We start from the raw sequence: 23,658 nt of genomic DNA, 5'->3' as shown, positions 1-23,658 counted from the left end.
TAAAAACAGGTTTATCCCTGCATTATGTCGTAAATGCTGTCGAGTTTAGCTCTGTCAGGGTGTACATCGTCAAGTACGGTGATCCTGCCTGTACGTACTGTACGTGCCTTTTCCCACATATCTGCGAACATATCCTTTGTGATACCGTAGGAAGCAGGGTTTGGATCAAGACTGTATATTTTAAAGAAATCCATTATGCCCTTTTCGGACTGACCCTGGAAAATACATGCACCTATGGATCCGAGTGCTACAGCCAGACCGTGTGAGATCTTAACTTCAGGATAATATTCCTCAATTGCATGGGCAAACAGATGTTCGCTTCCGCTGCACGGCCTTGAAGAGCCAGCTATTTCCATAGCGAGGCCGCCCATTACCAGTGCTCTGGAAAGGATCCTTATGAAAACGCGGCTGTTCAAGTCTTTTTCATCACAGTGGTAAACGGAGTCGTAGCTCATTCTGCTGAGGGCGTAGGCGAAGTCATCGACTCTTGAGCCAGTTTTCTTCGCAGCAAGTTTCCAGTCATAAAGGGCAGTATGCTTGGCTATTGTGTCGCCTATACCTGAAAGAGTCTGGCTTACAGGTGCTGCTTTTATCATGCAGGGATCAACTATGATAGCAGCCGGAATTTTGCATTCAAGAGTTTTTCTTGCCTTTCCTTCCGTTTCAAGCACGGCAAAAGGAGAGGCGAGTGAGTCATTGCTCAGTGAGGAAGGAATACAGATATATGCAGCCTTGCTCACATGTGCGGCATATTTTGCGGTGTCCAGGACTCTGCCGCCGCCGAAGCCGATTATCACTTTTATATCTTCTATGCATATTTTTTTCGCGATAGCCACAGCTTCGTCAAAGCTTGCGCTTCCCATTGCATATATTTCCGCATCACCGAAATCGGTGCTCAGATCTTCTACCTTTTCCCTGTAGATGTCGATCAGAAACTGTTCGGAAACGATAAGCGTTTTCTGACCAGATATTTCAGGAATATAGGTCTTTATGATCTCGTCTGAATGGTAAAGAGCATCTTCCTCGACTGTAAGACAGACCGGAAGATCGAATTTTGTCTGCTGATTCATAATTTTTAACCCCCGTTTTGTGAAAACACTGACCGTGCCGGGATCAGTCCGGTCCCGCAGAATGTGCCGTCTGCAAACGGATCAGTGTTTCCTTAAGTTTTTCATGTGTCTATTATACGTCATGAGCGGTAAATTATCAATAGCATTTTATGAATTATGACAGATTTTATATAATTTATTATTGACATCATAGTTAATTAACTGATATAATATATTTAAGAGTTTTTATTAAGGAAACACTGATTAAATCGGAAATCCGGCTTCGCCGGATTTCCGGAGGTGGGATTTACGGGGCTTCGCCCCGAACCCCCACGCTGATTTATGAATAAATCAGCGTTTCCTTAAGTTCGGGGAAAGGATATGGGGCCATGATTGGAAAAGAAATCAGCGGAAAAGTTCTTGATGTTTTTTTAAAAGAATATCAGAGCGTCTGGCTTATAGATATAAATGACAATACGATACAACTGTACTGGCCGCTGGAAGGTAAACTCTATGATGAGTTTGCTGATATGATCGAAAATATCCGTGAACTTTCCGATTACGATAAAGTCCGTCAGTGGTATGCTGAAAACTACATCGGTGAGCGTTACCGCAAAAGACTGCTTGAACAGTCATCTTTAAGCAGCGTTATCAGCAGGACAGCGGACGGGGAAGCGTTTCTTATCGGTTACGGAAGGGTCATAGATAATCACAAGAACTACAATCAGCTCGTTTATGACCGTATAAACGATGACAACGGTCTGCGCTACATTGTGCTTGCCACCAGGGATATCGATATTATGCTGACTGCTGATGTTGATCCTCTCACAGGACTTCTTACCAGAGCGGCTTTCCTGCGTCATGCGACTGAACTGGTAAAGTTCAATCCGGACAAACAGTTCGACGTTGTCATTTCTGACATTGTTGATTTCAAGAAAATAAATGAGGTTTACGGAATTCAGACTGCTGACAGGATTCTTGCGTGGGTTGGCTCGTTTCTTGCGCCTTTTGCCAATGACAGGCTTGTCATCGGACGCTACGGCGGAGATCAGATGGTCATGATAGGCGATCATGAAAATATCATGAAATTCACGCTTTCCGAAGAAAGTGCAAAAAACTGGTATTATGCAATGAACCGGAACGGGCTGCCGAACATCATTTCAAAATTCGGTGTCTATGAAAACATTCCTCATGACGTTGATGTTATCTCCTGCTGTGACAAAGCGCACATTGCACTTAATAATATCAAGCATGACTACAGTGTTGACATGGCTTTCTATGATGCTGAAATGGAGCAGAAGCTCAGTGTGCGCCGCAAAATCGAAGATTCTATGTATTCAGCTCTTCAGAATGAAGATTTCAAGGTGTATTATCAGCCGAAGCATGATGCTGCGACCGGAAAACTTATCGGAGCTGAGGCTCTTGTAAGATGGGAGAATTCTGAATTCGGATTCATGTCTCCTTCTGATTTTATCCCTCTTTTTGAAATGAACGGGTTTGTTGCCGAAATAGATTCATATGTCTGGAAAAGGACCTGTGAAAACATCAGAAACTGGATGGATAAAGGATTAAAGGTGGTTCCGGTTTCGGTAAATGCATCCAAGCTGACATTTGCTCTGAGCGATCTTGTTGAGAAATATCAGAGGATCGCCGAGGAAAACGATGTTTCTCCGCAGTATCTCCACATTGAGATAACTGAAACCCTGATGAGCAGCGATCTTGAAAACCTTATTGAAAAACTCGAAAAGTTCCGCAGCTTAGGCTACGAGATCGAACTTGATGATTTCGGAACCGGCTATTCGTCACTCAATATTCTCAGTTCACTGCCGATAGATGTTGTAAAGCTGGATATGTCATTTATGAAACAGTTCGGCAATGAAAAAAGGACCAAAGTGCTTGCAGCCTGTATCGATCTTGCAAGGGAACTGGGCTACAAGACTGTTTCGGAGGGTGTTGAGAAAAAGGAACAGTCAGACATGCTCTGCAGGCTCGGCGTAGATGCTATACAGGGATATCTATATTCCCGTCCTTTATCCGAAGAGAATTTTGAGGATTATCTCAGAGAAAATACAATGCTGATCTGATCAGCGTTTTCATTATATTTTTATATTCGTATCGGAGGTACACTTTAACAATGGAATACTGGGACATTTACGATTCAGATAAAAAGAAGACAGGACGTAAAATGAAAAGAAACGACTGGATATTAAAAGACGGTGAGTACCATCTTACAGTTCTTGGCGTAATTATGCGTCCTGACGGAAAATTTCTTATAACCCAGCGTGTAATGACCAAGGCATGGGCACCGGGCTGGTGGGAAGTATCCGGCGGTGCAGCACAGGCCGGTGAAGAATCAGAAGAAGCGGTAAAGCGCGAAATAAAAGAAGAGACCGGACTTGATGTAGAAGGTGCAAAAGGCGGATATGTTTTCACCTACAAGCGCGAAAATCCGGGCGAAGGCGATAATTATTTCGTGGACATCTATCGTTATGAAATGGATTTTGACGAGAGTGATCTTAAGCTTCAGGAAGCTGAGACACTCGGATACAGGATCGCATCACCTGAAGAGATCAAAGCTCTTGCCGATGAAGGTATTTTCCTTCACTACGACAGCATAAAGAGAGTATTTGAAGTTTAATCACACCAAAAAAAACGCTGACTGCCTTCCGGTCAGTGCGGGAACGGGAGAATATCTCATTAAAATCCGCACTGCTTATCGGACACGGCATCAGTGTTTTCTTATAAAAATTTGTTATAGGGGGAATAGACATGGCATGGTATGATGAAGCAGTATTTTATCACATTTATCCGCTCGGACTTACAGGAGCTCCAAAGCAGAACAGCTACGGAGAACCTGAACACAGGCTTAATAAGCTTATCCCGTGGATAGATCATCTGAAAAAAACAGGGTTTAATGCTGTTTATATCGGACCGCTCTTCGAATCAGTCGGACACGGTTATGAAACGACTGACTACAAAAAACTTGACAGCAGACTTGGAACTAACGAAGATCTTAAAAACTTTGTTGCAGAGTGTCACAAGGCAGGTATCAGAGTTATCTTTGACGGTGTATTCAATCACACCGGACGTGACTTCTTCGCGTTTAAGGACATTAAGGAAAAGCGTGAGGCTTCACAGTACCGAAACTGGTACTGCAATGTGAACTTCAGCGGAAACAATGAGTATAATGACGGCTTTTCATATGACAACTGGGGAGGATACAACCTTCTCGTAAAGCTCAACCAGAGAAATCCGGAAGTCAAGGATTATATCTGTGACGTTATCCGTTTCTGGGTAAGCGAGTTTGACGTTGACGGTATCAGACTTGATGCTGCTGACGTACTTGATTTTGATTTCATGAAGGAATTAAGGCGCACGGCCAATGAAGTAAAACCTGAATTCTGGCTCATGGGTGAAGTTATCCACGGCGACTACAGCCGCTGGGTAAACGGCGAGACTCTTCATTCCGTTACAAACTACGCACTTCACAAAGCACTGTATTCAGGACACAACGACCACAACTATTTCGAGATAGCCCATACGGTTAAGCGTCTCTACGAAATGGGCGGCTGTAAGCCTGACGGCCTTAAGTTATACAACTTTGTTGACAATCACGACGTTGAAAGAATAATAACAAAGCTTAACAACAAGACATTCTTCGCTCCGGTACACATTCTTCTGTATACTCTTCCGGGCGTGCCTTCCGTTTACTACGGATCGGAATTCGGAATTGAAGGCAAAAAGGAAAAGTTTTCGGACGATTCACTCAGACCGGAACTTGATTTAAAGGATTTTGCTGATTCATACACAAAGAATCCGTGCACGGAGCTTATTTCGGCTCTCGGAAAGATAAGACAGTCAACTCCGGCACTTTCCTACGGCGATTACCGTGAACTCAGACTTACCAACAGACAGTATGCGTTTGCGAGAAACTATAACGGTGTACAGGTAATAGTTGCGGTAAACAATGATGATAACTGTGCTTCAGTTACAGTACCGGCATCGCACGGCGAATATGTCGGCATGCTTTCCGGAACAAAGCTAAAGGCTAACGGCGGAAATCTTACAATAAGCATGCTCGGATGCTCCGGCGATATCTGGGTACCGTCAGATGCTGACGCAAAGGCCGTTCCGGTAGAAATAAAAGCAGCCGAACCTGTTAAGGTAAAGTGCGAAGAACCAGTTAAAACAGAAGCCACGCCAGAACCGGCAAAGACAGAAAATGTTAAGCCGAAGGAAGAACCTGCAAAGGCTGTTTCACCTGAAAAGAAGCCGGAAGAAGCAAAACCGACAGCAGAAAAGAAAGCTTCGAAGACAAAACCTTCTGAAAAGAAGCTCGATCTTAACAAGCCGTACGAAGAAATGTCCGTAGAGGAACTTCAGGCATGCATTCTCGAAAAGCTTGCAAAGAACGGCCCTGTTACTGACAGAATGAGAAAAGAAGTAGCTGAAAATGTTTATCCGAATTCACTTCTTAACTGGGTGAAGAGTTTCAGATAATTTTCAGAAATTTATAGTAAACGAAAAAGACCACTCTTTAAACAGGAGTGGTCTTTCTGTGCAATATATAGAAAAATGCTGATTTATGAATAAATCAGCGTTTCCTTAGCTGCATTTTTACAGTTATGCAAAAATTATTATATCGAAACATATTCCGGATCAGTGTTAAGCGGACGAATATGATCGTTTATTGAAGAAAGATCAAGTTCATCACCGATAACGATCAGCACTGCCTGGCCGTCATCTGCTGGTGTTAATGACATCGTGGCAGGTGTTGCGTTCAGGCGGAGCCAGCTGCCGTTTCCGGACTGCAGCGAGCCTTTTATCCTGTATATTTTTCCGCAGGAAGGATCGGTGAATATATCCTTTACAAGACCGGTTATGTGATCTTCCGGAATGTGTACGTGCATAAAATAGTGTACACGGGTACTCAGTGTGTCACGGTTATAGAGTTTGGTGTAACTTTCGTTCCTGTAACCGGAAGATGATATTTTCTGAAAATCTTCATCTGTAAGCTTATCCCATGGCCTGGCAATCATGTCGCTTACGGAAAAACGTCGTCTGCATCCGATAAATTCAAGGGATGAATTAAGGCGCGCAGTAAGATTCTTAGTTACTGACGACGGTTCATCTCCCTTAAGCTTGCTGACGATAAGACTGCCGCAGCACGAGCTTTCTGATCCCATTATGAATTTTATTTCATCGGAAAGATCGTCGTCGGAAAACGGATCAGCTATTGTTATTATGCTTCCTTTTTCATACCATCTGTCAAGCGGGGATTCGTACAGAGTATCGAAGTATTCATCCATATCGAAAAGTCCGGACGGTTCGATTATCACGCGGTCGAAATGCTGCATTCCGAGGTTGATAAGCTGTGTCTTGAATCTTCTTTTATGGCAGTCAGCATCAGCTCCGCCTACGACCATTGATACCTCACAGCGGTCGCATTCAAGATCCTTCAGCATGACCATGTCGATGTTCACGGCACCGTAGTCATTCAGTAGAATAGCAATGCGGCTCCCTTTGCCAAGATGATATTCTGCGTATTTACGAATAAATGTAGTCTTTCCGGAACCAAGCATTCCTGTAATAAGGTCTACTTTAGTCATTTTCCTGTCATCGCCTTTCTGTATATGTCATTGAGCGCTGAAAAACCATGCGTTCCATAACAAAGTATATCACAGCATTACGGCTTTTATCCGGATTTATCAGAAACTGTAACCGAATTGTAATAATTAAAACTGTAATTTCTCTTCTGAATTGTTGTTATATTTAATATAGGACAGAATATGTTCTTTTTTATTAAACGTACAAATTCTGATTGACAAATTATTTGTAACGGTCTATAATTTTTTATATAGGCGAGCATCACTTTTTTTATACACTATAACTACAAAAATGCATTGCACTGCGCAGCGATGCAATCAGGTTATAGGTAAAAAGTATATCCAGGTTATGAAAAAGAGAAAGGAACGGGATTATTATGAATCATGTTTTAAGAAAAACAACAGCATTTGTTTCAGCACTTTCACTTACTTACAGCTGTTTTGCTTCCGGAACAGTTGGTATGTTTTCAGAAACTGAAACAGTAAAGGTAAAGGCTGCGGCTTCGGACACTATGGAATATGACGTGCTGATTGACGAAATGGGATATCAGTACATAATGATCGACAACAAGTACTGTAAATACAATACAGCCCGTAGAATAACTGCAAAGAATAATCCGGAAACATTTATCGTTCCGACTGTGTTTAAATCGGAGGACAGCGAACCGGAATGGTACCGCGAAAATTATGATGAAAGCCGTATATTTAATCTTGATACAGGCTGTGTTGATGCCATAGGATCGTCAGCAGTTATTATTCCTGACGGTATTATGAATATTGAGAAAGATGCACTGATGCTTGATAAGGAAGCTAAGTCTGTTGCAATTGCTGACAGTGTTACAAAGCTTGAAGATCAGCGCTTTGCTCCTGATGTGATCGTGCGCGGTCACAGCGGATCCATTGCGGAAAAATATGCTGATAAATATGAGAATAAGTTTGAATATATCGGTGATCTTACAAACGACGGAAAAATAGATTCGGCAGATGTGCTTTTAATGAATCTCTACATGAACGGCGGTAAGGAGCTTAAGGATGACGAAGCTGCCAGAGCTGATGAGACCTTTGACGGTGGCCTTGATATCCGTGACTTCATCCTTCTTAAGAACGAGATCCTGGAACCGAGAACTTCTGTTCTCGGAGCATCTGTTGACGGTGCCCTTGCAGCACCTGACCTTAAGAAATTCAAAAGAGAGACAGCCCAGCCGGAAGCTGACGGATATATGAAATTTGCCGCGAATTCAGCAGCAGCCGTGCTTCTTGATACTGAAGACACAAACGGGCCGGAGAATACGGTTTACTCTCCGCTGAGTTACTATATGGCTCTTTCCATGGCTGCAGAGTGTGCATCAGGAACAACACAGAATGAATTTACAGAAGCACTTGGTGCAGAAGATATGGATGATCTCAGAAAAGAAAATGCTTCACTGTTTAAATCCCTTTATTTTGACGATTATACTGCATTCTGCAAGATCGCGAACTCGATCTGGTTCAATAATAAGTGGAAGCTTGAGCAGGATACTCTTGACACTCTGGCTGACAAATATTACGCTGTTGCATTCGGCAGAGATTTCTCAGATCCGGCTGTTCCGGATGAGATATCAATGTGGATAAACAAAAATACTTCCGGAAAGTTCACTCCGAAAATCAAAGTCGATCCGGAGCTGGATATTATGAAGATCATAAATACTGTAACTTTCAAGGAAACATGGAGCAGTAAATTCGGAAAGGCTTCTCCTGATGAATTTACCCTGAAGGACGGCAGCAAGATAACATGTGATTTCATGGGATATGAAGCTGATTACAAACAGGTCGCTTTTGCAGATAAATATATGAAATGCTATGAACAGATGGACGACGGATTCAGAATGAATTTCATCCTTCCTGACGAGGGCGTGAGCATTGATGATCTCATTGCTGACAGTGATACAATTAATGAGATCTACGGAGATGAAATCAAGTATGAGACCCGGAAAACTGTTTTTTTCAGTACCTAAGTTTGATGTGGCTTCAAAGTTTGATCTTATTGAGGCAGCCAAAACTATCGGAATAAATTCAGCATTCGACAAGGATAATGCCGATTTCAGCGGTGTTATTGATTATGAGAATAACGGTATTGGCGGCGCATTTATCGATGAAATCACTCACGAAGCAAAGGTAACTATCGACGAGGAAGGCTGTGAAGCGGCAGCATATACTCTCATAAGTATAGCAGCTACTTCAGCAGCTCCTGATCCTTCGGAACCAGTTTACTTCGAACTTGACAGACCGTTCTTCTACTATATTTCCGATCAGAACGGCACACCGCTTTTCGCCGGTATCATCAACGATCCGCTTGAAAAGAACCAGTGACCATATAAACACTGATAAATAACAAAAAACCTCCGTAATACGGCTGATCAGTTCACGTATTACGGAGGTTTTTTAGTGAAACTCTGATCCATTTATGAATCAGAGTGGGGATCCGGGGCGAAGCCCCGCAAATCCCTTTTCCGGAAATCCGGCGAAGCCGGGTTTCCGGTTTGATCAGTGTTTCTGCAGAAATTCAGATCATATTATCTTTGTAGTCCAGTTTTCGAGGTTCCAGATGTCTGTCACAACACCTTCGTAGAATTCAGGTTCGTGGCTTACGAGGATAACAGTACCCTTGAACTTTGCAAGTGCATCACGGAGTGATTCCTTTGCGTCAACGTCAAGGTGGTTGGTCGGTTCGTCGAGAACGAGAAGATTGTATTCACGAAGCATGAGACGGCACAGACGTACCTTAGCGTTTTCACCGCCGGAGAGAACACGCATCTGGGATGTGATGTGTTCATTTGTAAGTCCGCACTTTGCAAGAGCGGCACGTACTTCGGCGTTTGTCATGGCAGGAAACTCATCCCAGATTTCCTGAAGAGCTGTCTTGTCAGATGCTGATTCCTCCTGCTGGAAGTAGCCGTACTGAACGAACTGGTCATGTTCAACTGTACCCTGAATAGGCTTCAGGATCCCAAGCATGGTCTTTATAAGTGTTGATTTGCCAAGACCGTTTACGCCCTTTATGGCGATCTTCTGGTTGCGTTCAACCTGGAAGTCTACTGCACGTGTGAGAGGCTCGTCATATCCGATTATGATGTCTTTTCCCTCAATTACGACCTTACCCGGAGTTCTTGCTGATTTGAATGAGAAGGAAGGCTTGATCTTTTCCTTTTCGATAGTGATTATCTCCATGCCTTCAAGCTTCTTTTGACGTGAACGTGCCATTGTCGCAGTAGCAGCTCTTGCCTTGTTCTTTGCAATGAATTCCTGAAGATGTGCAATCTCCTTCTGCTGCTTTTCATAAGCCTGTTCAGTCTGGCGTTTCTTGAGTTCATACATTCTTTTGAAGTCTTCGTAGTTTCCGGTGTATCTTGTCAGAACGGCATGCTCAATGTTGTAGATGACATTGACTACAGAGTTCATGAACGGAACGTCATGTGAAACAAGAATAAATGCGTTTTCGTAGTTCTGCAGGAAGTTCTGAAGCCATGCGATATGGTTCTCGTCAAGGAAGTTGGTCGGCTCGTCGAGAATGAGGATCATCGGGTTTTCAAGAAGAAGCTTTGTAAGCAGAACCTTCATACGCTGACCGCCCGAAAGCTCGGAAACGTCGTGGTCAAGTCCGATCTCGCCGAGGCCGAGACCGTTGGCATATTCAGTTATTTTGCTGTCGATGGTGTAGTAACCGCTCTGGTCGAGTATCTCCTGTATTTCACCGACGTCTTCCATCATGGCGTTCATTTCGTCTTCATCTGCATCGCCCATCTTTTCGTAAAGCTCAAGCATTTCCTGTTCAAGGTCGGAAAGATGCTGGAAAGCTTCCCTTAGTACTTCACGAATAGTTTTGCCCGGTGTGAGTGTGCTGTACTGGTCGAGATAACCGGTGGTGATGTGACGGCACCATTCGATCTTACCTTCATCCGGCTGAAGTTTACCTGTGATTATATTGAGAAATGTTGATTTACCTTCACCGTTAGCACCAACAAGACCAACGTGTTCACCCTTAAGAAGTCTGAAGGAGGAATCGTCAAGTATCTGTCTTGCACCAAAACCGTGGGTAACGTGTTCAACATTGAGTATGCTCATTTAAAATTTCTCCTTTACATAAGACAGAGGGGGCAAAAGCCCCCTCTGTCAGAAAAAACTGTTTTTTTAAACTGATCAGATCTTGAACATGAGTTCTGAGTAAACCGGGAACGGCCAGTATTTATCTGAAACAATGGTTTCAAGTTCATCTGCAACAGCTCTGAGAGACTGCATTTTGCTGAATACTTCATCACGGTAGAAGCGTGAAAGCTTGTACAGATCTTCAGCATTATCCTTGGCATTGAGAAGTACCTGTTCAAGTTCAGTAACTGCACTGTTCAGACAGTTAAGTGAACCTGAAAGCTTGTGAGCAAGCTTTTCCTGTGCAGGATTTTCAAGGCCGGCATTTCTCATTGAAGTAAGCGCATTGCATACGTCCTTTGTGTATTCCATAACAGCAGGGTAGATCTGCTTCTTTACCATATCGATCATTGTAAGAGCTTCTATGTTGATCACCTTGCAGTAGTTGTCAAGAAGCACTTCAGTTCTTGAAGCAACCTCAACCTTTGAATAAACCTTAAACTTTTCGAACATGGCAACGTTCTTTTCAGCAAGGTATTCAGGGAGACAGTCAACAGTTGAAACGTAGTTCGGAAGACCTCTTACCTCGGTAGCTTCCTTTACCCATTCATCTGAGTAGCCGTTTCCGTTGAAAATGATCTGCTTGTTTTCCTTGTATGTCCTAACGAGTATTTCCCTTAATTTTTCGTTGAAGTTTTCAGCGCCTTCGAGTTCATCGGCAAATTCACAGAGAACATCTGCAACTGCAGTGTTGATGATAACGTTTGTGCATGAGATGGAGTCTGCAGAACCGAGCATTCTGAATTCAAACTTGTTGCCTGTGAATGCCATAGGTGAAGTTCTGTTACGGTCTGTGTTGTCCTTCTTGAATGAAGGAAGAGCGTCAACGCCTATCTTGAACTTGATGTTTGAGTTTGCTTCTGCCTTGGTGTCGTTTTCAAGAGCGTCAAGTATGCCCTGAAGTTCGTCACCGAGGAACATTGAAACAATAGCCGGAGGAGCTTCGTTTGCACCGAGACGGTGGTCGTTGCCGGCACTTGCTGCTGAAAGTCTGAGAAGGTCGGAGTACTTGTTTACTGCTTTGATGAATGCTACGAGGAATGTAAGGAACTGTGTGTTTTCAGTAGGTGTGTCGCCCGGATCGAGAAGATTCTGTCCGTCGTTTGAAGACATTGACCAGTTGTTGTGCTTTCCTGAACCGTTAACGCCTGCAAATGGCTTTTCGTGGAGGAGACAAACAAGACCGTGCTTGAGAGCGATCTTCTTCATGAGTTCCATTGTAAGCTGGTTGTGGTCGGAAGCAATGTTTGTTGTTTCGAAAACAGGAGCGAGCTCATGCTGAGCCGGAGCAACTTCGTTGTGCTTTGTTTTTGCAGGAATTCCGAGTTTCCAGAGTTCCTCGTCAAGTTCGTGCATGTAAGCTGAGATTCTTTCCTTGATGTTGCCGAAGTAGTGGTCTTCAAGTTCCTGACCCTTCGGAGGCTTTGCACCGAAAAGTGTTCTGCCTGTGATCACGAGGTCTTCACGTTTGTCGTAGAGAGCCTTGTCAACGAGGAAATATTCCTGTTCAGCACCTGCTGTGGAGAATACTCTTGTTGCTGTGGTGTTGCCGAACAGTCTGAGAATTCTGAGAGCCTGTTCGCTGAGTACATCCATTGAACGAAGGAGAGGAGTCTTCTTGTCGAGAGTCTCGCCTGTGTATGAACAGAAGGCTGTCGGAATGTAAAGTGTTCCGTCCTTGATAAATGCATCGGAAGTAGGATCCCATGCGGTATATCCTCTTGCTTCAAATGTTGAACGGAGACCGCCTGAAGGGAATGATGATGCGTCAGGTTCGCCCTTTATGAGTTCCTTGCCTGAAAATTCAAGAATAATAGTTCCGTCTGAGTTCGGTGAAAGAAAAGCGTCATGCTTTTCAGCTGTTACGCCTGTCATAGGGTGGAACCAGTGTGTGTAATGTGTGGCACCTTTTTCAACAGCCCAGTTCTTCATGGCATTTGCAACTACGCTTGCCACACCACTGTTGAGAGGCGTACCCATTTTCTTGGTCTGCATTACAGCCTTGTAAACATCCTTTGTAAGACGTTCTCTCATTACCTGCTGATTGAATACATTACAGCCGAACATTGATGCGACGCTCTTTGATTCTTCCATAATAATTTATCCTCCTGTTAAAAAGGCGTTTCAATTTCATCATAATAAAATAACGGATTATAATTTCAGGAAAAATATGTACGGCTCCAGCCCAGCATATGCGGGAAGCTTCGCAGTGAAGCACCGAACAGTATTATTCCCTTAGTTACAGATATTATAGACGAAACTGAAACGCCATTGTTCCAATTTAAAGTATATAAATATATGATATATTAATTTGTTCTGTTTGTCAATAGTAAAGCATGTTTTTTGTGGATTATATACATGTTTCCTTTAAAAACGAAGTGATTTCAGATAAATTCATTGAGTGTGAACCCTTTATCAGTACAGTATCGGATTTTTCAAGGATATTCAGCATATCAGCCTTTGCTTCATCATTGTTATTGTAGTGAACAGCTTTCAGATACGGATTTGCTTTTTTCGCTTCTTCGTAAGTGAAAAGTGCTTCCGGTCCTATGCATATAAGAGTGTCGAGGCATTCAGCTGCAAAGGCTCCGGTCTCGCGGTGCATCTTTTCTGAGTCCTCACCGAGTTCCTTCATATCAGCGAGCACAGCGGCTTTTCTTCCCGGAAGAGTTCCTATTACCTTAAGTGAAGCTTTTACCGAATCAGGATTTGCATTGTAGCAGTCATTGATAAGAGTGAAACTGTCAGTTTTTATTACGTTGAAACGGCCGTCAATATTTTTAAAGTGCGAGATTCCTTCAAGAGCCTTTCCGGCAGGCATGCCGAGAAGTTCGGAGATGCGGAAAGCTGCGACAGCGTTCATGACCATATGTTTTCCCAGGGCAGGAACAAATGCATTGAGACGGATATCCTTTGTGACAATGGTAAACGAAGTGCCGTCAATGCCTTTCTGAACTATATTCTCAGCCCTTATGTCATTCTTCTCACCGAAGCCAAAAAAGCTTGTCTTAACTGAATCAACTGTGCAGAGCTTGTCGTCATCACCGTTGAGCACTGCAGTACCGTCTTTTGCGAGGAAAGGAAGCATTTCTGTCTTCGCCTTTAAAATGCCGTCACGGCTTTCAAGAAATTCAAGATGAGCTGTGCCGATGTTTGTAATAACAGCAATGTCCGGACGTACCATCTTTGCAAGACGTGTCATTTCACCGAAGTGGTTGATACCCATTTCGATTATGGCAACCTCATGTTCATCGGTTATTCTGAAAATAGTTTTCGGAACGCCGATCTCGTTGTTAAGGTTTCCTTCCGTTTTAAGGACATTAAAGTGTTCTGAAAGAACGGAATATATCATTTCCTTGGTGGATGTCTTTCCTGAACTGCCTGTTACACCGATGACTTTAAGGTTTCCAAACAGACTTCTGTAGTATTCTGCAATGTCCCTTAATGCTGCAGCAGTGGATTCAACTACTATCTGCGGCTTTGTAAGGTCAGTTCTTTCTGATTCTGTAAGGGTGCATACAGCGCCGTTTTCAAAAACCTGATCAATAAAATCATGCCCGTCAAATCTCTGTCCCTTTATCGGAATGTAGAGCGAGCCTTCCTTCACTGTACGGCTGTCTATTGTAATGTCGTTAATTGTAAGTTCATTAGCATTTTCAGAAGAGACAAGTCTTCCGCCGCAGGCGGATGCTATCTCTTTAAGTGTCATGGATCTCAACTTCAGTTGTCCTCCTTTACAGGACTTAAATTTTTAAAATCTTGCGAGTGACTTGTTTACGATAAGCTCGCAGAGATCAGGATATTCGATTCCTACAGCTCTTGCTTCCTGAGGAAGGAGAGATGCCGGAGTCATGCCCGGAAGAGTGTTTGCCTCAAGACAGTAAGGTTCGTTGTTTTTGCTGTTGAGTATGAAGTCGATTCTTGCGTAAATGTTGAGCTTAAGTGAAGCAAATGCTTTTTCGGCAGCAGCCTGAAGCTTTTTGTTTGTTTCTTCGTCTATTTCAGCCGGGCAGACTTCGCGGGTCTTGCCTGAGTATTTGTTCTTATAGTCGTAGAATCCGTCAGCGATAATCTCGATAACAGGAAGTGCCTTCCCTTCGATAACACCGATCGAAAATTCGCGTCCGCTTATGAATTCCTCGACGATGGCTTCATCTTCGTACTTAAAGCAGTTCTTAAGAGCCTTTTCGAATTCTTCCTTGTTTTCTGCCTTTGAAACACCGATACTTGAACCGCCGCAGCAAGGTTTTACGATACAAGGGAATGAGCTCCATTCGTTAGTCTTTCCTGTTTCATAATCATTCTTTGTATAGTGAGCGCCGTTTGCCATATTGATACCGTCAGCTATCAGAAGTCTTCGTGTTATGCCCTTGTTCATGGCATTTGCACTTCCGAGATAGTCAGAACCGGTATAAGGAATGCCGAGCAGGTCAAATGTTGCCTGGATCTTTCCGTCCTCACCGTTGCATCCGTGAAGTGCCATGAATACGATGTCTGATTTTTTGCATATGTCGATAACGTTCTTTCCAAAGAATCCGTCAGGGCTTTCGCCTCTGAGTCTCTTTACCTCTTCAAGGTCAGGTGCATCAGCAGCGATCGAAGATGTTACGTCTGAAAAGTCCTGTCTTTCGGCAAAAGCCTTTTCAGGAGGGAAGTCAGTTCCCATGAAAACATCAAGAAGAAAAACTTCGTGTCCCTTTTTGCTGAGTGCCTTTGCGCACATAAGACCTGAAGTAAGACTTACGTCTCTTTCACCGCTGAGACCACCGCATAATACTGTTATATTCATAAACCAATCCTCCGTAGGGTGTTTAATTGTTTCCGTAAGTGTTCATAACACCAATATCTAATTATACTATCTTTATTCTGAAAAAGCAAATTTTTTTGATGTTGCATTTTAGTAAAAAAGTTGGTATAATAGAAAAGGTTATATTTATTATCGGGAGGTATGCACTCTGGAGCAGAGAACGCTAACGATCGAGGGCGTGGTTGAGGATGTTCTTTTCAGAAATGAAGACAACGGCTATGTTGTATTTGATCTTGACGCAGGCGGAGAGCTCATAACAGCCGTAGGAGAGCTCGGTGACATAGAAGAAGGCGAGAAGCTTAAGCTCGAAGGAAATTATGTTACCCACGCAAAATTCGGTATGCAGTTTCAGGCTGAATACTGTGAGAGAATGCTTCCGGGTACTGCTCTTCAGATCAGAAAATACCTTTCTTCCGGCGTTATAAAGGGCATCGGTCCTTCACTTGCGAAAAAAATAGTGGACGAGTTCGGTGACAGAACCCTTGAGATAATGGAAAACGAACCCCAGCGTCTGCTGTGTATAAGAGGAATATCACCGAAAAAATGCGAGAGTATAACCAGCGAATTAAAGCAGATCTTTAACTTAAGAAGGCTCATGACCTATCTTGCAAAGTTCGGGATCAAAGCCAAATATGCGATGAAGGCTTTTAAAAAATGGAGCTTCCAGAGCATGGAGATAATTGAAGCAGATCCTTACAGACTCTGTTCATACGGTGTTGAACTTGAATTTTCAAAGGCTGAACAGATAGCTGAATCCGTCGGAATACCGCACGATTCACCGATGAGGATCAGAGCAGGAATCACATATGTCCTGCTTGAAAATGCAAACAACGGCCATACATGTCTTCCGCATGAGAAGCTTAAGGCCAAAGTATGTGAATATCTTAAAATTACAGAAGAAAACTTTGACTCGGCCTACAGTACTGAAGTTGAGAACGGAAACTTTACCGAGTACTTCAAGGAATCAAAGAACAGAAACTATTCATTCCTTTCCGACTACTACGATGCAGAACGCTACATAGCCGGAAGACTCGGAGTTATGCAGGCGTTTTCGTCACCTGATACTTATGACTATGAAAAAATGATAAGTGACAACGAGGCACTTACCGGTATCAGATACGAAAAACTACAGCGCCTTGCCATTTCAGCTGCCCTTTCGAAGGGAATTCTCATTCTCACAGGCGGTCCTGGTACAGGAAAAACAACTACGCTCAACGCCATTATTTCCATGTACGTGAAAAAGGGTGAAAAGGTGATGATCGCGGCTCCTACAGGACGTGCAGCCAAGCGTATTTCCGACCTAACGGGCTACGAGGCAAAGACGATACACAGACTTCTTGAAGTTCAGTACGATATGGACGGGCGGCTCCGTTTTGCACATAACGAATCCAATCCGTTGAACTGCGGGGTTCTTGTGGTCGATGAGATGTCTATGGTCGATACACTGCTCTTCGAGAGCCTTCTGCGTGCCCTGAAGATCAGCTGCCGGCTTATCATGGTAGGGGACAGTGACCAGCTTCCTTCAGTAGGTGCCGGCAATATTCTCAAGGACATGATCGACAGTCACAGAATACCGGTCGTCGAGCTTAAGGAGATCTTCCGGCAGGCGCAGAAAAGCTGTATAATCACAAACGCGCACAGGATCATAAACGGTGAATATCCTGATCTGACCCAGAAGAACAATGATTTCTTCTTTTTCCAGCGCCTTTCCTTCGAGGAGGCATCCGCTTTCGTGACAGATCTCTGCAGCACCAGACTTCCGAAGGCGTACGGCATCTCCCCGGTTGAAGATATTCAGATTCTTTGTCCTTCAAGAAAAGGAACTCTCGGAGTAATTGAGCTCAACAAGCGCCTTCAGCAGAAGCTCAATCCTTCCGCAAAAGACAGGACAGAAGTAAAAAACATGGTCTACACCTTCCGCTGCGGTGACAAGGTAATGCAGACCAGAAACAACTATGATATCGAATGGAGCCGTGACAGTGAACACGGAACAGGTATCTTCAACGGTGACATAGGCACCATAAAAGCCATTAACAAGGCCGACAGGATTGCGGTCATTGACTTTGACGGCAGAATATGCACCTACACGTTTGAACTCCTCGAACAGATCGAACTTGCCTATGCCATTACGGTGCACAAGAGCCAGGGCAGCGAGTTTGATATTGTCATACTTCCGGTACTCGGCGGTTTCGAAAAGCTTTACTACCGTAATCTTCTCTATACTGCAGTTACGCGTGCAAAGAAAATGCTTATTGTTGTAGGATCACAGAAAAAGCTCTGCCAGATGGTGGACAATGCACGCAAGACATACCGTTACACCTGTCTGAAAGAAATGCTTGAAAGTGAGATAACCAATGAACACAGCGTCGCGCTTCCTGACTGATCTGTTTTTTCCTAACAGATGTCCGTGCTGCGACGGTTTCATAAGATGGGACAAACTGATCTGCGGAAAATGTCACAGTTCCATTGAGACCGTGTATGAAAAGGCGTGCCCTGTATGCGGCAGGGAACCATGTATGTGTTCTGAGGATAATTTCTACGACAGAGCCCTGGTCCCTTTAAGGTACGAAAATCTGGTAAAGGAAGGCGTTCTTTCACTAAAACGCGGAAACAACAAAAATTTCGGTGAGTACACAGGAAAACTTATTGCAGGCATTCTGAAAAATGAAATGTCAGAACTGCAGTTTGATATGGTCATGCCTGTTCCGATGTCGCCGACATCATTCCGGAAACGCGGTTTCAATCAGGCTGAAATAATAGCCGGTGAGATAGCGTCAGCACTTGATATTCCGCTTGTGACTGATGTTCTCATTAAGCAGGATACTGACTCTTCACAGCATTATCTGAACAAGTCGCAGCGAATGAAGAATATTTCCGCCATTAAGATAAGGGAAACTGATCTTACAGGAAAGAGGATAATCATCTGTGACGATGTAATAACAACAGGAAGCACCATAAACCGATGTGCGCGGCTTCTGAAAAATTCCGGAGCGGAGACTGTTTTTGCAGCAGTCGCAGCCGGTACAAAACTTCGGTAAAGGAGGAACTGAAAAGTGGATATAGGAATAGACCTTGGCACGACCAACATCGTCATTACAAGAGACAATGCCGGTGTTGTACTCAGTGAGCCTTCTGTTGTGGCATACCACATGTATCGTAAGGAAGTCGTGGCAGTTGGTCTTGAAGCCTATAACATGATAGGCAGGACTCCTGATTATATCAAAATAGTAAGGCCGCTTGCCGACGGAGTTATTTCCGATGACGGCATGGCTGAATACATGATAAAGACATTTATTCTCAGAGTTCTGGGCAGCCAGCCGCTGAGACCGAGAATAGTTATCTGTGTTCCTTCATTCATCACCGACATAGAAGGACGTGCAGTTATTGAAGCTGCAGTAAGTGCCGGTGCCAGAAAGGTCTATCTTATTCAAGAACCTATCGCTGCTCTTCTCGGGGCAGGGGTCGATATCTCGAAACCTTCGGGAAACATGGTAATAGACATAGGCGGAGGAACAACGGATATTGCGGTTGTCTCCCTTAACGGTGTAGTCGTTTCCCATTCGGTCACAACAGCCGGAAACAAGTTTGATCAGGCTGTAATGAAATATCTTGCCGCAAGGTATAAGGTCAATGTCGGTGAACGCACTGCGGAAAATGCAAAGATGAATATTTCAAATCTTTACGATCCTGGCATCAGCAGAAAGATGACGATAGGCGGCAAAAACATTTATACGGGAATGCCTGAATCAGTCGAGATAAGCGAGCTGGATCTTCATCTTGCCGTTGAGGAGCACCTTGCAGATATAACCGAGGCGATACGTCATGTGTTTGAACAGACCCCGCCTGAGCTGATCGCGGATATTTATGACAACGGTATTGTCCTTACCGGCGGAGGCGCACATCTCGGACGTCTTGATCTTTTTATATGTTCCGAGACAGGAATTAAATGCAGGATAGCGGAAAATGCTGATCACTGTGTTGCAAGGGGAACAGCCCTTGTATACAGAAACATGGATACTCTCCGGGACGGATTTGAATATGTTCCGGTCTATAAATAAATCACAATATTCCAGAAAGGACTAATATAATATGAGCAACAAAGAAGAAATCCTTCATGGTCATCACGACACAATAAAACTTACACTTGAAGATGACAGTGTAATGGAGTGTAATGTTCTTACTGCACTTGAATGCAACGGTAAGGATTATATAGCGCTTGTTCCTGTTGAACCTGAAACTGAAGGGGACGTGTTCCTTTATGGCTTCAGGGAGATCGCTGAAAATGACATTGAACTTATTAACATTGAAGACAAGCATGAACTCAACGATGTATTCAATGCATTTGAAAAATGGTGCGACGAGCAGGAAGAAGGTCTTATTCCTGTCGATGTTTTTTTCCGGCTTCCTCGGCGCAGGCAAAACAACACTTATCAAGAAAATGATAAAGGAAGCCTATGCAGGTGAAAAGGTAGTTCTTATCGAAAATGAATTCGGTGAGATAAGCATTGACGGCGGTTTCCTTAAGGATGCCGGCGTTGAGATCACTGAGATGAATTCAGGCTGCATCTGCTGCTCACTTGTAGGTGACTTCGGAAAGTCACTCAGAAAGGTTGTTGAAGATTATTCTCCTGACCGTATCATCATCGAGCCTTCAGGTGTAGGCAAGCTTTCTGATGTCCTTAAGGCTGTTGAAGGTGTTGCTGAAGATACACCTATCATTCTCAATTCATACACAGCTGTTGTCGATGTAAAGAAATACGCAAAGTACATCAAGCTTTTCGGAGAATTCTTTATCGACCAGATCCAGAGTGCAGGGCTTGTTATTCTCAGCCGTACAAAGGATATTGACGAGCACGAACTTGAGAAATGCACTGATGCTCTCAACGAGCTCAATCCTAATGCACTTATCATTACAACAGACTGGGATGAAATAGACGGTAAGCAGATCAAGGAAGTTATGGAAAGCGGATTTGATCTTGATGCCGAAGACGAATATTTTGATGAACTTGATTTTGATGAAGACGGATGCTGCTGCGGTCATGATCACGATGACGAACATGAACATCATCACCACCATCACCATGACGATGATGAAGAATGCTGCTGCGGACACGATCACGATGACGAACATGAGCATCATCACCACCACCACGATGACGATGAGGAATGCTGCTGTGGTCATCACCACGATGACGATGAACATGAGCATCATCACCACCACCACGAAGACGGTGAGGAATGCTGCTGCGGTCACGATCACGAGGACGGACACCATCACCATCATCACCATGCCGATGACGTGTTCACAAGCATGGGCATAGAAACAGTAAGAAAGTTCGGAGAGAGCGAAATGAAGGATATTCTCTCTGATCTTACAAATACAGAAAAATACGGTATGGTAATCAGAGCGAAGGGTATCGTTCCTTCGACAGACGGAAAGTGGATCCACTTTGACTATGTTCCGGATGAATACGAAGTACGTTTCGGAAGCGCTGATGTTACAGGTCATATCGTGGTTATCGGTACTGATCTTAAGAAGGACGAACTTACAAAGATATTTAAAAAGCAGTAAAGCGTGACATGTCCCGGCTTCAGTACATCCGGCGGAACCGGATGTACTGTTTAATCAGATATCGGCTTACTGATCACTATAGCAAAGGAGCGATAAATAATGGAACCAACTCCGGTATTTATATTTACTGGATTTGTCGAGAGCGGCAAGACGACCATGATCCAGAGATGGCTTACACAGGATTTCTTTAAGGAACAGGAAAAGGTCGTTATCATCTGCTGTGAAGACGGTTTTACCGAATACGAAAACCTTGCGGACAATGTTGTGCTTTACATGGTGGAAAACAAGGATGACCTCACATCCATGTACATTCAGGACATTGAAAGAAATGAAACCCCGACAGCTGTTCTTCTTGAAAACAACTGTATGCAGAGCGTTGACGAGCTTATGGAGCTTGAATGGCCTGAGAACTGGGATATAGTTCAGATATCAGCTATGATCGATGCATCAAAGTTTGATGAACAGCTCAGATGCATGCGCCAGATCATGAACGAACAGTTTAAGTATGCAACGGTCGTTGTATTCAACCGCTGTGACGAAAACACAAAGAAGCTTAATCTTCGTGCTGTCGTAAAGTCTTTAAATCCTGAGGCTTCACTCATGTTCTTAAGAAACGACGGAACGGCAGACGATGAACTGGATGAGCTTCCTTTCGATATTGACGCTCCTGTTGTAAAAATAGAAGACATGGACTTCGGTCTCTGGTTTATTGATATTTTTGAAAACTGTGAAAGATACAATAACAAAACCGTTCAGTTCAAGGGACAGATAACAAGGCCTAAGGGCTATCCTATGACAAGTTTCCTTGTTTACCGCTACGCTATGCAGTGCTGTGCAGATGACCTTGAATATCTCAAGCTTCTCTGCGTGGCTCCCGGTGACGTGAAGATCGTTGAAGGAGACTGGGTAACAGTCACAGCTGATGTCCGTTTCGTAATGCCTGAAGGTATGGATGCACCTTCACCTGTATTCAACGTAAAGAACGTTGAAAAGGCTGAAGCACCGGACTCAGAGTACGTTTACTTTAATTAATGAAAGGGCAGTGATTTATGAATACTTTCAGAAATGCAGACATTCTTCTGCCGGCAGACGCAGATATGAGCAAATGGGCAGTCGTGGCATGTGACCAGTATACAAGCGAACCTGACTACTGGAAGGAGACAGCACGTATATCGGCAGGTGCTCCTTCAGCATATAATCTTATTCTTCCTGAAGTTTATCTTGAAGACAGCGACGTTGCCGACCGTATAAAGAAGATCCAGTCTTCAATGAAGAATGCACTTTCAAAGGGGATTTTCAGAGAATATAAAAACTCAATGATCTACCTTGAAAGAACACAGGACGACGGAAAAGTACGTGCAGGTCTTGTGGGCTGTATCGACCTTGAAGACTATGACTACAGAAAAGGTTCAGTTTCTCCGGTTCGTGCAACAGAGGCAACTGTTATCGAAAGAATTCCTCCGAGAATTGCAGTAAGACGAGGTGCTGAACTTGAACTTCCGCACATCATGATCCTTATTGATGATGAAAAGGGAACAGTTATTGAACCTCTTGCAGGAAAGAAAGACAAACTTGAAAAAGTATATGACTTTGACCTTATGCAGAAGGGCGGTCACGCATCAGGATGGCTGATACCTGAAAGTGATCAGGCAGAAATACTTAAGGCTCTTGACGGACTTGCAGACATTACGGAATTTAATAAAAAATATTCTCTTGACGAGAAGAATCCGCTTGTATTTGCTATGGGTGACGGAAACCACTCACTTGCAACTGCGAAGGAATTCTACGAGGAGCTTAAGAAAAACAATCCGGGAAAGGACATGAGTTCTCATCCGGCAAGATATGCTCTTGTTGAGCTTGTAAATCTTCATTCACCGGCTCTTGAATTTGAGGCTATCCACAGAATAGTGACTGAAGCCGATACCGATGACCTTATGAAGAAAATGACTGAAGCTCTCGGACTTACCGATAATGCCGCAGACTGCAGTCAGAAGTTTGAATACGTGGTAAAGGGCGTAAAGAAGACTGTCGGTATCACAAAGCCTTCTTCAAAGCTCACAGTCGGAAGCCTTCAGCAGTTTCTTGACGGATACCTGAAGGAGAGCGGAGCAAAGATCGACTATATCCACGGAACAGAAGTAGTTGAAAAGCTTTCAATGAACGACGGAAGCATCGGATTCATACTTCCTGACATGGCAAAGTCAGAACTTTTCCCGACAGTAATCTGTGACGGTGCCCTTCCGAGAAAGACTTTCTCAATGGGTCACGCATGGGACAAGCGCTACTACATAGAAGCAAGAAAGATCACTGAGTAATCAGGAGCTTATCAGCATGGGCACGGGGTTTCAGTCCCGCAGTTCCTCCGATTGGAATACGACAAAGCCGTATTTCCGGTTTAATCAGTGTATCTCATATAATAAATAAACAGAAGGATGATTTTTG

At 43.7% G+C, this 23,658-nt stretch carries 18 protein-coding genes; 12 read left to right on the top strand and 6 right to left on the bottom strand.

Annotated elements, in window-relative coordinates:
* Nucleotides 1-11 precede the first annotated feature (11 nt).
* Nucleotides 12-1,070 (bottom strand): iron-containing alcohol dehydrogenase family protein, encoded by a 1,059-nt coding sequence (locus tag CC97_RS02015; protein ID WP_044973502.1) that lies wholly within the window; start codon nt 1,068-1,070, stop codon nt 12-14.
* Nucleotides 1,071-1,438: 368 nt separating this feature from the next.
* On the opposite strand from CC97_RS02015, the gene CC97_RS02010 reads away from it, so the two are divergent.
* The 3 genes from CC97_RS02010 (at nt 1,439) to CC97_RS02000 (ending at nt 5,549) form a co-directional block, all read left to right on the top strand.
* The gene (locus CC97_RS02010) at nt 1,439-3,133 is read left to right on the top strand and encodes a GGDEF domain-containing phosphodiesterase (RefSeq protein WP_044973501.1); all 1,695 of its coding nucleotides are present in this window, start codon (nt 1,439-1,441) and stop codon (nt 3,131-3,133) included.
* Nucleotides 3,134-3,183: 50 nt separating this feature from the next.
* The gene (locus tag CC97_RS02005) at nt 3,184-3,687 is read left to right on the top strand and encodes an NUDIX hydrolase (RefSeq protein WP_044973500.1); all 504 of its coding nucleotides are present in this window, start codon (nt 3,184-3,186) and stop codon (nt 3,685-3,687) included.
* Between the two features lie 131 nt (nt 3,688-3,818).
* Complete coding sequence (locus CC97_RS02000; protein ID WP_044973499.1) at nt 3,819-5,549, top strand: alpha-amylase family glycosyl hydrolase; 1,731 nt, start codon at nt 3,819-3,821, stop codon at nt 5,547-5,549.
* 137 nt (nt 5,550-5,686) lie between these two features.
* Here the strand turns inward: CC97_RS02000 and CC97_RS01995 are convergent, their stop codons facing one another.
* Nucleotides 5,687-6,658: a GTP-binding protein gene (locus tag CC97_RS01995; protein WP_044973498.1), complete on the bottom strand. Its 972-nt coding sequence runs from the start codon at nt 6,656-6,658 to the stop codon at nt 5,687-5,689.
* Nucleotides 6,659-7,032: 374 nt separating this feature from the next.
* On the opposite strand from CC97_RS01995, the gene CC97_RS01990 reads away from it, so the two are divergent.
* Both CC97_RS01990 and CC97_RS01985 read left to right on the top strand, forming a co-directional pair.
* The gene (locus CC97_RS01990; RefSeq protein ID WP_044973497.1) at nt 7,033-8,649 is read left to right on the top strand and encodes a serpin family protein; all 1,617 of its coding nucleotides are present in this window, start codon (nt 7,033-7,035) and stop codon (nt 8,647-8,649) included.
* On the top strand, nt 8,615-9,004 hold the full coding sequence (locus tag CC97_RS01985) for a serpin family protein (protein ID WP_044973496.1): 390 nt from the start codon (nt 8,615-8,617) through the stop codon (nt 9,002-9,004). The genes CC97_RS01990 and CC97_RS01985 overlap by 35 nt, the downstream gene beginning before the upstream one ends.
* A 198-nt stretch (nt 9,005-9,202) precedes the next feature.
* On the opposite strand, the gene CC97_RS01980 is transcribed toward CC97_RS01985, so the two are convergent.
* The 4 genes from CC97_RS01980 to CC97_RS01965 all read right to left on the bottom strand — a co-directional run bounded on the left by CC97_RS01980 (nt 9,203) and on the right by CC97_RS01965 (nt 15,626).
* The gene (locus CC97_RS01980) at nt 9,203-10,756 is read right to left on the bottom strand and encodes an ABC-F family ATP-binding cassette domain-containing protein (RefSeq protein WP_044973495.1); all 1,554 of its coding nucleotides are present in this window, start codon (nt 10,754-10,756) and stop codon (nt 9,203-9,205) included.
* A gap of 75 nt (nt 10,757-10,831) precedes the next feature.
* Entirely contained in the window at nt 10,832-12,931 is a 2,100-nt protein-coding gene (locus tag CC97_RS01975) for a glutamine synthetase III (protein ID WP_044973494.1), read from the bottom strand.
* 256 nt (nt 12,932-13,187) lie between these two features.
* Nucleotides 13,188-14,546, bottom strand: a complete 1,359-nt coding sequence (gene murF, locus CC97_RS01970) for a UDP-N-acetylmuramoyl-tripeptide--D-alanyl-D-alanine ligase (RefSeq protein WP_049962620.1) — start codon at nt 14,544-14,546, stop codon at nt 13,188-13,190.
* 42 nt (nt 14,547-14,588) lie between these two features.
* Nucleotides 14,589-15,626 carry a D-alanine--D-alanine ligase gene (locus CC97_RS01965; RefSeq protein ID WP_044973492.1) on the bottom strand — a complete coding sequence of 346 codons (1,038 nt, stop codon included), beginning with the start codon at nt 15,624-15,626 and terminating at the stop codon, nt 14,589-14,591.
* A gap of 196 nt (nt 15,627-15,822) precedes the next feature.
* On the opposite strand from CC97_RS01965, the gene CC97_RS01960 reads away from it, so the two are divergent.
* From CC97_RS01960 to CC97_RS01930, 7 genes are all read left to right on the top strand, one after another.
* Nucleotides 15,823-18,027 carry an ATP-dependent RecD-like DNA helicase gene (locus tag CC97_RS01960; RefSeq protein WP_242848096.1) on the top strand — a complete coding sequence of 735 codons (2,205 nt, stop codon included), beginning with the start codon at nt 15,823-15,825 and terminating at the stop codon, nt 18,025-18,027.
* Nucleotides 17,999-18,682 carry a phosphoribosyltransferase family protein gene (locus CC97_RS01955; protein WP_044973490.1) on the top strand — a complete coding sequence of 228 codons (684 nt, stop codon included), beginning with the start codon at nt 17,999-18,001 and terminating at the stop codon, nt 18,680-18,682. Before CC97_RS01960 ends, CC97_RS01955 begins: the two co-directional genes overlap by 29 nt.
* Nucleotides 18,683-18,697: 15 nt before the next feature.
* Complete coding sequence (locus CC97_RS01950; protein ID WP_044973489.1) at nt 18,698-19,702, top strand: rod shape-determining protein; 1,005 nt, start codon at nt 18,698-18,700, stop codon at nt 19,700-19,702.
* Between the two features lie 31 nt (nt 19,703-19,733).
* Nucleotides 19,734-20,108 (top strand): DUF1292 domain-containing protein, encoded by a 375-nt coding sequence (locus tag CC97_RS01945; protein WP_049962619.1) that lies wholly within the window; start codon nt 19,734-19,736, stop codon nt 20,106-20,108.
* Nucleotides 20,032-21,216, top strand: a complete 1,185-nt coding sequence (locus tag CC97_RS01940) for a CobW family GTP-binding protein (RefSeq protein ID WP_044973488.1) — start codon at nt 20,032-20,034, stop codon at nt 21,214-21,216. The genes CC97_RS01945 and CC97_RS01940 overlap by 77 nt, the downstream gene beginning before the upstream one ends.
* A 99-nt stretch (nt 21,217-21,315) precedes the next feature.
* Nucleotides 21,316-22,248, top strand: a complete 933-nt coding sequence (locus CC97_RS01935) for a GTP-binding protein (protein WP_049962618.1) — start codon at nt 21,316-21,318, stop codon at nt 22,246-22,248.
* A gap of 17 nt (nt 22,249-22,265) precedes the next feature.
* Nucleotides 22,266-23,531 (top strand): DUF1015 domain-containing protein, encoded by a 1,266-nt coding sequence (locus CC97_RS01930; protein WP_044973487.1) that lies wholly within the window; start codon nt 22,266-22,268, stop codon nt 23,529-23,531.
* Nucleotides 23,532-23,658 lie beyond the last annotated feature (127 nt).

The sequence above is a fragment of the Ruminococcus sp. HUN007 genome (assembly GCF_000712055.1).
In the GTDB taxonomy this organism is placed as follows: domain Bacteria; phylum Bacillota; class Clostridia; order Oscillospirales; family Ruminococcaceae; genus HUN007.
This window is presented reverse-complemented; position numbering and strand designations above follow the sequence as displayed.